This window comes from Paenibacillus ilasis, assembly GCF_043195395.1.
Lineage (GTDB): Bacteria > Bacillota > Bacilli > Paenibacillales > Paenibacillaceae > Paenibacillus_AQ > Paenibacillus_AQ lautus.
Map to the genome: position 1 here is coordinate 1622256 of NZ_JBHDJG010000001.1, position 13563 is coordinate 1635818.

13 protein-coding genes are annotated in these 13563 nt (G+C 51.4%); 8 read left to right on the forward strand and 5 right to left on the reverse strand.

Annotation, left to right across the window (positions count from 1 at the left end; all coding sequences use genetic code 11):
- Positions 1-29: 29 nt before the first annotated feature.
- The 4 genes from ACETK5_RS07840 to ACETK5_RS07855 all read left to right on the forward strand — a co-directional run bounded on the left by ACETK5_RS07840 (position 30) and on the right by ACETK5_RS07855 (position 3427).
- Entirely contained in the window at positions 30-689 is a 660-nt protein-coding gene (locus tag ACETK5_RS07840; RefSeq protein WP_100537897.1) for an amino acid ABC transporter permease, read from the forward strand.
- A 15-nt stretch (positions 690-704) separates the two neighbouring features.
- Positions 705-1451, forward strand: coding sequence for an amino acid ABC transporter ATP-binding protein (locus ACETK5_RS07845; RefSeq protein WP_394054960.1), 747 nt, complete (start codon positions 705-707; stop codon positions 1449-1451).
- 194 nt (positions 1452-1645) lie between these two features.
- Positions 1646-3139 (forward strand): alpha-N-arabinofuranosidase, encoded by a 1494-nt coding sequence (locus ACETK5_RS07850; protein WP_394054962.1) that lies wholly within the window; start codon positions 1646-1648, stop codon positions 3137-3139.
- Positions 3140-3229: 90 nt separating this feature from the next.
- Positions 3230-3427 carry a DUF6171 family protein gene (locus ACETK5_RS07855; RefSeq protein ID WP_326120360.1) on the forward strand — a complete coding sequence of 66 codons (198 nt, stop codon included), beginning with the start codon at positions 3230-3232 and terminating at the stop codon, positions 3425-3427.
- A 209-nt stretch (positions 3428-3636) separates the two neighbouring features.
- Here ACETK5_RS07855 and ACETK5_RS07860 read toward each other — a convergent pair whose 3' ends face one another.
- Complete coding sequence (locus ACETK5_RS07860; protein WP_394054964.1) at positions 3637-4029, reverse strand: DoxX family protein; 393 nt, start codon at positions 4027-4029, stop codon at positions 3637-3639.
- 138 nt (positions 4030-4167) lie between these two features.
- Positions 4168-5082, reverse strand: a complete 915-nt coding sequence (locus tag ACETK5_RS07865; protein WP_100537891.1) for an AraC family transcriptional regulator — start codon at positions 5080-5082, stop codon at positions 4168-4170.
- A 192-nt stretch (positions 5083-5274) separates the two neighbouring features.
- Between ACETK5_RS07865 and ACETK5_RS07870 the strand changes: the two genes are divergently transcribed.
- Complete coding sequence (locus ACETK5_RS07870; RefSeq protein ID WP_394054966.1) at positions 5275-7038, forward strand: glycoside hydrolase family 35 protein; 1764 nt, start codon at positions 5275-5277, stop codon at positions 7036-7038.
- Between the two features lie 96 nt (positions 7039-7134).
- On the opposite strand, the gene ACETK5_RS07875 is transcribed toward ACETK5_RS07870, so the two are convergent.
- The 3 genes from ACETK5_RS07875 to ACETK5_RS07885 all read right to left on the reverse strand — a co-directional run bounded on the left by ACETK5_RS07875 (position 7135) and on the right by ACETK5_RS07885 (position 10392).
- Entirely contained in the window at positions 7135-8388 is a 1254-nt protein-coding gene (locus ACETK5_RS07875) for an MFS transporter (protein WP_326113120.1), read from the reverse strand.
- Positions 8389-8417: 29 nt separating this feature from the next.
- Entirely contained in the window at positions 8418-9461 is a 1044-nt protein-coding gene (locus ACETK5_RS07880; protein WP_243390756.1) for an ROK family protein, read from the reverse strand.
- 184 nt (positions 9462-9645) lie between these two features.
- On the reverse strand, positions 9646-10392 hold the full coding sequence (locus tag ACETK5_RS07885) for a sulfite exporter TauE/SafE family protein (RefSeq protein WP_394054969.1): 747 nt from the start codon (positions 10390-10392) through the stop codon (positions 9646-9648).
- A gap of 128 nt (positions 10393-10520) precedes the next feature.
- Between ACETK5_RS07885 and ACETK5_RS07890 the strand changes: the two genes are divergently transcribed.
- Genes ACETK5_RS07890 through ACETK5_RS07900 form a run of 3 tightly spaced genes read left to right on the forward strand, consistent with a single transcriptional unit; the run spans position 10521 to position 13543 of the window.
- The gene (locus ACETK5_RS07890) at positions 10521-11573 is read left to right on the forward strand and encodes a LacI family DNA-binding transcriptional regulator (RefSeq protein ID WP_394054971.1); all 1053 of its coding nucleotides are present in this window, start codon (positions 10521-10523) and stop codon (positions 11571-11573) included.
- 25 nt (positions 11574-11598) lie between these two features.
- The gene (locus tag ACETK5_RS07895) at positions 11599-12759 is read left to right on the forward strand and encodes a Gfo/Idh/MocA family protein (protein WP_100537885.1); all 1161 of its coding nucleotides are present in this window, start codon (positions 11599-11601) and stop codon (positions 12757-12759) included.
- Positions 12760-12811: 52 nt separating this feature from the next.
- The gene (locus ACETK5_RS07900; protein WP_326113122.1) at positions 12812-13543 is read left to right on the forward strand and encodes a ThuA domain-containing protein; all 732 of its coding nucleotides are present in this window, start codon (positions 12812-12814) and stop codon (positions 13541-13543) included.
- The last annotated feature ends 20 nt before the right edge of the window (positions 13544-13563 follow it).

Sequence of the window (13563 nt, forward strand, 5' to 3'; positions counted from 1 at the left end):
AGAAGTTTTTCCATTAGGAGTTAACGTATATGAGTATGGATTACATTGTTCAAATCGGCAAACCGATGCTGGAGGGCGCACAGACCACGATACTGTTGTTTTTAATTGCTATCCTGGTCTCTATCCCGCTCGGGTTTGTGTTCACGTTAATGGTTCGAAGCGCAATCAAGCCGCTGGCTTGGTTGGCCAATGCCTATATTTATGTGTTTCGTGGTACCCCGCTGCTGCTGCAGCTGTTGTTCTTTTGTTTCGGGCTGCCAGTGCTGCCCGTGATCGGAGAGTATCTCGTTCTGGACCGTTTTGTAGCCGCATGTTTGGCTTTTGTGCTAAACTATGCCGCTTATTTTGCGGAAATCTTCCGGGGAGGCCTCTTGGCGATTGATAAGGGTCAATATGAAGCGTCCAAGGTGCTGGGCCTGAACCGCTGGCAAACGACCACGAAAGTGATTCTGCCCCAAATGTTTCGCGTAGCCCTGCCGGCGGTATCCAACGAATCCATTACGCTGGTGAAAGATACGGCGCTGCTGTATGCAGTGGCGGTACCGGAGCTGCTGCACTTCGCTTATACGGCGGTCAATCGCGATTTTACGATTATGCCGTTTTTCATTGCGGGTGTTATATACCTGCTAATGACGCTAGTGTTAACCATGTTATTTAAGTTTCTGGAACGCCGATTCAAATATGAATAGAAGGACTGTCGTGTAATGGCAATTATTGAAGTAACCCATGTAAAAAAATCCTTCGGCCAGCTGGACGTGCTGAAGGACGTCAGCTTTGAGATTCAGAAGAATGAAGTGATTGCCGTCATCGGACCTTCCGGTTCGGGAAAGAGCACCATGCTCCGGAGCCTGGTGCATCTGGAGGAGATCAACGGCGGCTCGATCAAGCTGCAGGATCAATATCTCGTAAAGGATGGCGTGTATACCAGCTCACCGGAGATCAAAGCGATCACATCCCGGATGGGCATGGTATTCCAGCATTTTAACCTGTTTCCCCATCTCACGGTACAGGAGAATCTGGGGCTGGCGCCCCGACATGTGAAGAAACAATCGAAGGAAGAGGTTAGGTTAAACAGCGCCGCGCTACTGCAGAAGGTCGGTTTATCTGATAAAGCAGATGTATACCCGGGGAATCTGTCGGGCGGACAGAAGCAGCGCGTGGCCATTGCGAGAGCACTGATGATGAATCCGGACATCATGCTGTTTGACGAACCGACATCGGCGCTGGATCCCGAGCTGACCGGCGAGGTGCTGGCGGTTATCAAGCAGCTGGCCGAGGAGCATATGACGATGGTCATCGTGACGCATGAGATGAGTTTTGCCAAGGAAGTGGCTGACCGAATTATCTTCATGGATAACGGCCAGGTCGTCGAAGCCGGAACACCGGATCAAATATTTAACCAACCGAAGGCAGAGCGGACCCGGGAATTTTTAATTCGGGCGACGCATTAATAAGTGACCGGCCCAGGCTCGATCGGAAGATCGGCGTTGGGCCGGTCTTTTTTGTGCTGAAAATAAGGCTATTTCGTGAAAGCGTTTAAATTTCGGGTTGACGGAATACGGTTTGGTCGATATCATTGTTTTAAAGATTATTAAACTGTTTCATATAAATATCTATAAAAAAACAGCGAGGAGCGGAATAAGTTATGAGTCATGTTATTACCATTCATTCGGATTTATCCAAAGGCAAAATCAACCGCAATATTTATGGTCATTTCTCCGAGCATCTGGGGCGCTGCATTTATGAGGGGATGTGGGTGGGAGAGGATTCACCGATTCCGAACACGGAAGGGATCCGCAATGATGTGCTGGAGGCGTTGAAACAGCTGAACATACCGGTGCTGCGCTGGCCCGGCGGTTGTTTTGCCGACGAGTACCACTGGAAGGACGGCGTCGGTCCGCGGGAGAATCGGAAGCAAATGGTCAATACGCACTGGGGCGGCGTTGTGGAGAACAATCATTTTGGCACCCACGAATTCCTGCGTCTCTGCGAGCTTCTGGGTTGTGAACCATACATATCGGGCAATGTCGGCAGCGGCACCGTGCAGGAAATGTCGGAATGGGTTGAATATATGACCTTTGATGGCGTGTCGCCGATGGCCGCATGGCGCCAGGAGAATGGCCGCGAGAAGCCATGGAATGTCAAATATTTTGGCGTCGGGAACGAGAACTGGGGCTGCGGCGGCAATATGCGACCGGAGTATTATGCGGATCTGTACAGACGCTATCAGACTTATGTTCGCAACTATGGCGACAACAAGATCTATAAGATTGCCTGCGGCCCGAACGTGGATGATTACCGCTGGATGGAAATCGTGATGCGAGAAGCGCATCCGTTCATGGATGCCATCAGTCTTCACTATTACACGATTCCGGGCGAATTCTGGACGGGCAAAGGCGCTGCTACCGGATTCAGCGAACAGGAATGGTTCACCACGATGAAGAAGGCGCTTCATATGGATGAATTGATTACAAGACATTCGGCAATCATGGACCAGTATGATCCTAACAAGCGGATCGGCCTCATTGTAGACGAGTGGGGGACCTGGTTTGACGTTGAGCCTGGCACCAATCCGGGCTTCCTGTATCAGCAGAATACGATCCGTGATGCTCTGGTGGCGGGTTTAACGCTGAATATCTTCCACGAGCATAATGATCGGGTGGTCATGGCGAACATTGCGCAGATTGTCAATGTACTGCAGTCCGTCATTTTAACCGAAGGCGAGAAGATGATTCTTACTCCAACCTATCATGTGTTTGATATGTATAAAGTGCATCAGGATGCAGAACGTTTGGCTACCAACTACAGTGGCGCCGATTATGAAATGGACGGCGAGAAGATTCCGCAAGTATCCGTAACGGCGTCCAGGGATGAAGCCGGCAAAATCCATGTGAGCCTGTGTAATGTGAGCCATGTGGAGCAAAGTGATGTGACGATTCAGCTTCGGGGATTAAGCGGAGCGGTATCCCAGATCGTAGGCCGGCAGCTTGCCTCCGATTCACTGGACGCTCATAACACCTTTGAATCGCCGGAGACCCTGAAGCCGGCTGCATTCCATGCTTTTGAACAGGAAGGCGACGTTCTGCGTGCCAAGCTGGCACCGATGTCCGTTACCGTTCTCGAGATCACGGCAGGATAAACGAAGGGGATGGCGGATAATCGGTGTAAAGGTTGTCATGACGATTACCGGGTTAACGAGGAACAAATTACGCGCGTCCTATCTTCTCCTATGTTTACGTCTGACCGGTGCGTGTCGGATGGTGAGTATGATGCCCGTCTGCGTGCGTGCTTCTCTTGTCCTAAGCTGCAAGGGGACACGACGTGTTCGTTGTGCGGCTGCATCGTACAGATCACCGCAAAGCTGAAAGACAAGCGATGCCCTTATCCGGGGCAAGACCGTTGGTCGGTTGCCAGTAGCGCTTCATAGCAAATTATAGTCAGGCCTGCTCTCATGGATGGATCGTGGGAGCAGGCTTTTATTAGTATGGGAGAACTTCCATTATCTTTAGAGCAGTTTTCATAACATGTTATAAAAAGAGCCGCACCTGGATCAGGGTCATGGGAGACTGATCGTCAAGTACGGCTCTTTTTTCATAAGGTCGTCGCCTGGATTACCGGCGAGCCTTTGCGATTACTTTAGGCTTTATTCTTCTTGCTGAACAACGAATCAACCGAGAGCAGGCTGCTGCCGCTAAGGGCAAGGTGAACAGCCATTGCCAGCAGCGCTATGTCCAATTCATAGCCACCCAGGAAGCCCATGCCCAGCTTGGCCTGAAAAATAGCAACGACAAGCACAATGCCTAGAACAAGAGAGGCAATTCTCGTTCCCAAACCGATAATCAGTGCAATACCCCCCACAATTTCGATAATGGCCACAATGGTTGCCATAAATGCGGGGATTCCCAAACTGGCGAAAAAGCCCTCGATATTTCCGATGCCGCTCTGGAATTTATCCAAACCGTGAGCCAAAAAGATGACTCCCAGAATAACCCGAATGATGAAAGTACCCGTAGAAGAATAACTACGCATGAATGGTAACAGCTCCTTATTATTATTTTTAGATTTGTTATCAACTAACTTTTGTATAGCTGAAACTATAGCTTGTATCATACTCAACAATGCTGTTAATTGTCAAGTAACTTACTAAAAATAATTAAATTCCACTATTTAGTGTTTTGGACGGTATTCCGTCGGCGACTGCCCGGTCCAGCGGCGGAATTGCCTTGAAAAGTGGCTGGCTGAGCGAAATCCGAGTTTGTCGGCGATCGCCGTCATTGGCAGATGGGTCGTGACCAACAGCTCCTTGGCTAGGGTGAGCTTTTGACGGCTGATATATTGTCTTGGTGATATTCCGTAAACCTGGCGAAACAACTTGCTGCATTGGCTGCGGCTTAAATTAAGCTCTTTGGATACCGCTGCGACAGAGATTTCCTCTGTGAGCCCCGATGATAGTTTCTCTTCAATGGCATGCGCTGCATCGGCAGCAAGCAAGGAAGGCGGTTTGTGCGAGCCTGATACAGCCTGTGTCGACGAAGGCAGCTTGACTTGGTCCTGCACCTTCAGAAGAGAGAGCACATCGTGGATGATAAGCAATGTATAGGATTGGAGCAGCAGTCTGTCTTCAAAGGTAAGATTGTATTCGGCTCTCGGATTCTCCGAGAGATGCGATTGGGCTGCCGGCTGACTGCGCCGAACGATCCCCTCCAGCTCTTTTACGTATGTATTCAGATTGCTGTGCTCGCTTTCCTGTTGACGAATGTGGCGGTAAGGGGCAGCGGACAATGAGCTCCGAATTTCCTGATCATCGAGATCAAAATGAACATTGAAGTATCCATACGGTCTGTTGGCCAGATTAGTTGTTTGATGGGGCACCCCGGATTTGATCAGAAGCCATTCCCCTTGCCGCAGCGTAAAGGACTCCCGATGAATTTCCTGCAGGACCTCGCCTTCCAGACAGTACAGCAGCTCGAACAGGTGATGATGATGCCTCGGATAACTCCAGCCGGGCGGCTGGGAATCAAAATGGCATCCCGTTACCTGAAGCGTGTGAATCATATTGGGAAAGCGAAAAGCGATATCCATAATGGGCAGGCTCCTTTGGCATCGAAGATTCCATTGATTATGCCATCTATTTTATCATAATAGGATCATGCGAATTGGAAAATTCGGCACAAAAGGTATAAAGAATGATCCATTTGGAGATTGAGCCGCACGAGGTTTTGATAGATGATGACAATAGCAAGCGAAATGATACGAGCAGGGAGGAAACAGGATATGAAAGCTCAATTGAAAGCGGTTAATCAACAGTTCGTGCTCGGGGATGAGCCGATACAGATTCTGTCAGGTGCCGTACATTATTTTCGGATCGTACCGGAATATTGGGAAGACAGACTGATGAAGCTGAAAAGTTGTGGATTGAACACCGTGGAAAGCTATATTCCGTGGAATTTGCATGAACCCAAGGAAGGACAATTTGCGTTTGATGGCATCGCCGACTTGGAGAAATTCGTCCAAATCGCCGGTGATCTCGGGCTGCATGTGATACTTCGGCCGAGCCCTTACATATGCGCCGAATGGGAATTTGGAGGGCTTCCGTCCTGGCTGCTGCAGTATCCGGATATTCATCTCCGATGCATGGATCCGGTGTTTCTGGAGAAGGTTGATCATTATTATGATGAGCTGATTCCGCGGCTGGTTCCGTTATTAACCTCCAAGGGAGGTCCGGTGATTGCCATGCAAATCGAGAACGAGTACGGGAGCTACGGAAATGATACGGCATATCTGGAGTATTTGAAGGATGGCTTGGTCAAGCGGGGCGTAGATGTATTGTCGTTCACTTCGGATGGTCCCACCGACGGCATGCTGCAAGGCGGAACCGTTCCGGGCGTGCTCGCCACCGTCAATTTCGGTTCAAGAACGAAGGAGGCGTTTGATAAACTGCGGGAATATCGCGCGGAAGACCCTCTGATGTGCATGGAATACTGGAATGGCTGGTTTGATCATTGGCTGAAACCGCATCATACCCGGGACGCGGAAGATGCCGCCGCTGTGTTCAAGGAGATGCTGGACTTGAATGCATCCGTGAACTTCTATATGTTTCATGGCGGAACGAATTTCGGATTTTATAACGGGGCGAATTTTCACGAGAAGTATGAGCCGACGATAACCAGCTACGATTATGATGCGCCTCTTTCGGAGTCCGGGGATGTAACAGCTAAATTCGAGGCCATTCGCAGCACGATTGCGAAGCATCAGGGGAAAGAGCCCTCCGATTTCCCAAGTCTGCCTCAGCCCGTCAAGAAAAAAAGCTATGGTTCGGTTCGCATGACCCATTATGCCGACTTGTTGGAGCATCTGCCGGTGCTATCCGAGCCGGTGCAACGTACGACACCTGTACCGATGGAACTGCTGGGTCAAAGCTATGGCTTCATCGTTTATGCAACGGATATCTCCGGACCTCGTCAAGGAGAATCGCTGTATCTGCAAGAGGTGCATGACCGGGCCCAGGTATTCCTGGACGGTAAGTATCAGGGGACGGTTGAACGCTGGAATCCCCAAGCCCTGCAGATCGATGTTCCGGCAGCCGGCGCGAAGCTGGAGATCGTTGTCGAGAATATGGGGCGTATTAATTACGGCCCGAAGCTGAAGGACTATAAAGGGATCACCGAGGGAGTCCGGATGAACAACCAGTTCCTGTATGACTGGAGCATCTATCCTTTGCCGCTTGAACATCCGAATGCGGCACCGTTTCAACCGCTGGAGGGTCCGCTTGAAACGCAGGATCGTCCTACCTTCTATCGGGGTGAATTCGCGGTGGATGACATTGGAGATACGTTTATCCGCTTGGACGGATGGGGAAAAGGAGTGGTCTGGGTCAATGGCTTTAACCTGGGGCGTTACTGGGAACAGGGACCGCAGGCTGCGCTTTATCTGCCTGGACCACTGCTGAAGCAGGGCCGCAATGAAATCTTGGTGTTTGAACTCCATCATACCGAAACAGCCAGCATCGAACTTGTCGATCAACCCGACTTGGGCTAATTAGGGTGTGGGTAGACAAAGGATAGTAATGAATAAAAAGGGAGCCCTCTTGTGGTCATGAGAGGGCTCCCTTTTATGTTTCAAGGAATCATAGGGTTAGACCAACTGCTTACGGACTTTTAAATAACGGTACAGAATGATGCCAAAGAGTGAGCATAGGATGGCACACAATCCGATGAAGCCATAGCCGGCCTGCAGCCCGCGCAGCAAACCGAGCTCTGTTCCGCTGCCGTACATTTGCTTGAATCCGTTCGTGATCGCTCCGATTGCGTAATTGCCGATAACGCTGCCGATTCCCATCATGGTAACGATGAACGTAATCGCGGTGTCGCTCTCTTTCGGATATCTTTTGGCAATTAGAGCCATGACCGTTGGATAAATCGGAGCAATTCCAATGCCTGCAGCCGCGAACAGGAAGGCATAGGATTCCCCGCCAAAGATCGCGACAAACGTACATACTCCGGTCAACGCGGACAGGATGATAATGGACAGCGTGAAGCCGATCCGGTCCGTTATTGGGCCAAGCAGCAGGCGTGCTGCCGAGAAGCAAAGGAAGAAGGCGGACAGCATCCCGGCTGCAGCCGTAGGTTCCCATTTGTACGATTTTTCAAGAAAGTTTACGAGCCAACCGCCAACGGCCATCTCCGATACGACACCGAAGGATAGAATCATGACAACAAGCCACAGCGCGGGATCTTTAACTAATAACTTGAGCGGAGTTCGTTCCGTTTCGGATAGATCGTCCCCGGGAAACTTACTCATGAGTGCCGGTATCATCGGCAGTATGGATAACATCAGCATGGCCAGATACATGCCCCGCCAGTCCAGCGTGTGATTAAACACGGTTACCGTCATGAGGCCGGATGCAATCATTGGTGCCACGGTTGAGCTGATTCCGTAGAAGAAATGGGACAGGTTCATCATCGTGCCTGTGTTTCGCACAAAGATCCGGGCCGCCAAAATGGCGAGGCCGATCTCCAGCATACCGTTTCCAATGTACATGAAGAAGTAGGATGCGGTAAACATCGGGTAGCTGTGCGACAGGAAGATGAACACACCCGAGATGGCCATCGAACCGAAGGCAGCCATACTGACCCACTTGATCCCGATCTTCCGGGTTAACAGCGCGGTGAAAGAGCAGGCAATCAAGTACCCGAGCGCGTTCAGCGATAGCAAGGTGCCGATCTGCATTTCATCCAGGTGGAAATCGAATTGAATCCTTGGAATGGCGGGCCCCTTAATATTTTCCGAAATTCCGAAAATGATAAAGCCGAGAAAAATGGTTGCTAAATGAAGGGTGTAGTCTTTGCTGAATTTAGGTTTTGTTTTCGTTTGAAGGTCTGTATTCACGGTTATTCCCCAATCGTCATCGTTGAATTTTACATTGCACTTGTATCGGATATCATCATGTCCAGAGCAAGCCGCTGCAGGCCGGCTATGTAGTCATGTTCCCACTCGCGAAGCAGCATGTCGGGCAGATGCCGTTCCGGTACGTAGGCGGAAGCCCGGTCTTTGATGGAGAGCAGGGTAGAGGGCAGGAGGTTATGCTCACACCACAGAATGGCGTCCGGATTGAGAATCGCGGTGAAGGCGGCACTTAATCGGCTTAACGCATCGATTTGCTCCTCATCCGGCTCGATGAGACGGCTCATGACGGAACTTTTGCGATCCAATACATCGTGAAAATTGTTGTCTTTGCTCATCGGTACATAACCGATCTCCCCCGTAAAGAACGACTTGCCCCGAACGACGTTTCCGTTGATCAGCAGTCCCGCCCCCGGTCCATTGTGTCCGAGATACACGTATACAAGGGAGGCCTCCTCCGAGCGGCTCAGATTCTGATAGCCAAGCACGGCCGCATTCATGTCATTCTCCACGATGACAGGAATGGAGAACAGGTTCTCCAGGTAAGATTTGAGGTCGAAATCCTGGAATGTCCCATACAACGGAACGTGAAAAATAACGCCATCACGCACCGCAGCCGGCATGCCGACGGCGATCGTGCGGATCTTCGGATAACGGCGGATCCAGCTTCTTTGCTGGGAAGCCAGCGCTTCCGGTCCAAGCTGGAGTATGCCTTCTTCTGCTTTTTGTTCGACCAGATCGCCGTTCCAATTAAAAATGGTGTATACGCTACGCTCCTTCTCATAATAAACGGCGAGACCCAGCATATAGTCCGGGTTAAAAGCGTAGCGGTTTGCACGCCTGCCGCCGCTGGACTCATCCAATCCGAGCAGGGTAACTTCGCCTTCCTGCGCCATCTGTTCCAGAACTTTGCTCACCGTAGGAAAGCTGATGCCGAGCCTATCACTCAGCTCTACTTTGGTTCCGCTGCCGAGCTCCAGCAGGGAAGCGCGGAGCGCGCGCCGCACGGCATATTTCATGGATTGCGGTGTGGGTAAAGCTTCTTTGCGCGTTGTCATCACCACTTCCCTCTCTTTTTAAACAGGTTTAATAAGTGTCTGGAGATGATTATGGCACATCTGAAAACATGGTGCAAGAACAATTTTGCTGCTTGAAATTCGAGGGTATCCGGAGGACAGAAAAAGAACGTTCGCAACAAAGGATAAGGGTTGCGGACGCTCTAATTCCAGAAGCGGTATAAGATTATCGCAGAAGCATGATGGTACCGCCGAGGATCGGCATAAGGATCATGGAGAACCGCAGCAGCGTTCTTGGCGCTTTGCTTGTAAACTTCGCGCCGATGTACGAACCGATCATCGTACCGGCAACGACCTGCAGCAGCAGCTGCCAGTCGATATACCCTGCTTGGAAGTAGCCGATGCCGCCAAAGAGGGCAATCGGCATAATAACCATCATGGTTGTGCCTACGGCCAGCGCAATCGGCAAGTTAAACAGAATCATCAGGGCAAGCTGAATGAATGGAGTCGACCCAATGCCGAACACGCCGGACATGCCGCCGGTGATTAAGCCGGAGATCAGAGCCATCACCCAGAATCGTGAGGAACGGATAGAGGTCAACATGAGCTTCGGCGAAAACTGCATGCGAGTCCGGAGCATAATGAGCAGGCCGGACAAAAACAGCATGATCGCCGTACACCATACCAGCCGGTCCTCCGGAATGAGCCGGGCGGCAAAGCTGCCTGCATATGCGCCGACGGCTCCGAACAGTCCGACGGCAAGCCCGGTGGATAGAATCGAATTCTTTTCCCGTAGATGGCTGATGGAACCGGAGATCATGGTGAATACCATGGCGGCGATGGAAGTGCCCAGCGCCGTATGTACGGGAATGTGAAATACGGTAACCAGAAGCGCAATAATGAAGCCTGATCCGCCGGCACCGACAAACCCGAGAAGACCGCCCAGACATAACATCGTGATGAAAATGCTCATATGTGTCTCTTCTTTCGTCGTGGTTTAATCTCAATCTCCCCATTATACATGAAATTAGGTTAAGACAGTTGACAACAGCGAAGCTCCATGAGAAAATGTACGCGCGTACATAAATTGCAGGAGGCTTGATGAATATCGCTAGTCGTAAAGAGGTAGCACAGCTTGCCGGCGTTTCGGAAGCAACGGTATCCCGTGTACTGAACGGGGTCGGACCCATCAAGGAGGAGACCAAGCAGCGGGTGCTGGAAGCGGCGGATCGGCTTGGGTATACCCCGAGTGCGCTTGCCCGAAGTTTTGCCCGCCGAAGAAGCGGTAACCTGGGCGTTGTCATGCCCTACCTGCCGAAAGCCCGCATATTCTCCGCGTACTATTTTTCCGAGATATTAAGCGGTATTGGCAGTAAGGCGCTGGAAAGCCAACATGACCTATTGATGCTGTTCCGTGAGCCCGGTGGTTCGATGGACTACTTGAACCTGTTCCGGACCCAGAAGGTCGATGCCTGCATTATTCTTGGCGCCCGGGATGATGAAGGCGAACGTGCGGCCATCAAACAGCTGAGTGAAGCGGATCACCCTTATTGCCTGATTAATCAATACTTTGACGGTGAGGCGTTTCACGTTATGGATGCCGATCATGTGGATGGCAGCTATCAAGCCGTTCATCACTTGACACAGCAGGGATTTCGGAAAATTGCATTTCTTAATGGGCCGCCCCAGTATTCCAACAGTCGCGACAGGTTGAAGGGGTACAGCCAGGCGCTGAATGAAGCGGGAATCGTGATGGATGAATCTTTGCTGTTCGAAGGTAACTTCAGCCGCAAAAGCGGTTATGCCGCAGCCGAGTTAATCGCCGGGAAGTTAGACCGGATAGAAGCCGTATTTGCCGCCAATGACCGCATGGCGATTGGACTTCAGCAGGGCCTGCGTGCGTTAGGCATTTCGGAAGAGCGAATGCCTGCCTTTGTCGGGTATGACGATTCGGAAGCCGCCGAGCTGTGCACCCCGCCGCTTACCAGCGTGAGAGTTCCGTTCTATGAACTGGGATGCCTTGCAGCAGAGCATGTGCTTCGCATGCTGGAAGCCTCCGATCTGCCAGAAGGTAACGAAACGAACGCAGTGCTTCACCGTCAGCTGCCAACTCGCCTGGTAATCCGTGCATCTTCGCTTCATCGAAATGAATGAACTCTTATTCAAGGAGGAATGAAGGATGAAACAATTACGTGTCGGCATGATCGGTTATAAATTTATGGGTAAAGCTCACAGCAATGCATACCGGAGCCTACCGATGTTTTTTCCGGAGGCGCTGAAGCCTGAAATGGTGGCAATCTGCGGCCGGAATGTGTCGGCCGTGCAAGCAGCAGCCGATCAATTAGGCTGGAATGAAAGCGTTACCGATTGGAAGGAGCTTGTCAATCGGGAAGATATCGATCTGATCGATATCAATGCCCCAAGCGATGCCCATAAGGAGATTGCCATTGCCGCGGCCAAGGCGGGCAAGCATATATTTTGCGAGAAGCCGCTTGCTTTGACCTTAGCGGATGCCAGAGAGATGCTGCAGGCTGCGGAAGAAGCGGGAGTTACCCATATGGTCGGGTTTAACTATAGATTTTCGCCAGCCGTAAGACTGGCCAAGAAGCTGGTTGAAAGTGGAAGATTGGGTCAGATCTATCATTTTCGTGCCTGGTTCTTGCAGGATTGGATCATGGATCCGCAGTTCCCGTTGGTATGGAGGCTGCAGAAGGAAGTGGCCGGATCCGGATCGCACGGGGATCTTGGCGCTCACCTGATCGATCTTGCGCATTATCTGGTCGGCGATATGCAGGAAGTGATCGGAATGAGCGAGACCTTTATCAAGGAGCGCCCCATTGCCAGCGAGATGACCGGGTTAAGCGCAAAAGGAAGCACAGGCGGTCCCATGGGGAAAGTGACGGTAGATGACGCTACGTTATTCATGACCCGCTTTGAGAACGGGGCGCTTGGCAGCTTTGAGGCGACGCGCTTTGCCGCGGGTCACCGCAGCACCAATTCCTTCGAGATCAACGGCAGCTTGGGCAGCGTCAAATTCGATTTTGAACGGATGAATGAGCTGGAGGTTTACTTTACGTCGGACGATGAGGACGTTCAGGGCTTCCGCCGCGTATTGGCAACCGATCCCGTTCACGATTATATGGAAGCATGGTGGCCTCCGGGACATACGATCGGTTTCGAGCACACCTTTACGCATGAAATCCTGGAGCTGTCGACCGCTATATCGGAGGGAAGGCAGCCTGTGCCCAATTTTGAGGATGGCGTGAAATGTCAGGCTGTGCTGGAAGCCGTGGATAAATCCATTGAAGAACGCCGCTGGGTGCAGTTGTCGGAAATGTAATCAAAGTCATTCGGCCCAACTAGGCCGGACACATAACAAAGGAGTGCTATGCATGAAAAAGGCATTAATCGTATGGGGCGGCTGGGACGGACATGAACCTGAGCAGGTTGCCGGCATTTTCGCGGAATTGCTTCGGGCTGAGCAATATGAGGTTGAGGTATCCGACACGCTGGATGCTTTCAATGATGCAGAGAAGCTTCAGGCTTTGGATCTGATCGTGCCGGTATGGACGATGGGAGAAATATCGAAGGAGCAGGTGAGCAATGTATCGCTTGCCGTGCAGAAGGGAACCGGTTTGGCGGGGTGTCATGGCGGAATGTGCGATTCGTTCCGCAACAATGTGGATTGGCAGTTCATGACCGGCGGTCAATGGGTTGCGCATCCGGGTAATGATGGCGTGAAGTACCAGGTTGAGATTAAATCGAGCACCAGCCCGCTTGTGGAAGGGATGCAGGATTTCACGGTGGTCTCCGAGCAGTATTATCTGCATGTGGATCCGGCCGTTGAAGTGCTGGCAACCACCCGTTTTCCGGTTGTGGCCGGACCGCATCTGCTGAACAAAGCAGTGGATATGCCGGTGGTATGGACGAAGCGCTGGGGATATGGACGGGTCTATTACAATTCCCTCGGCCATCATGCCGATATCGTCGATATGCCGCAGGTGAAGGAAATGATGCGCAGGGGATTGCTCTGGGCTGCTGAAGGCAAAGCGTTGTATTCGGGTTCGGACATGAGTTTGTTTACGGAAGGTCAAGGCTACACAGGCATGGGAGACAGCCAATAAGGCAGAAGGAGACTTGGATC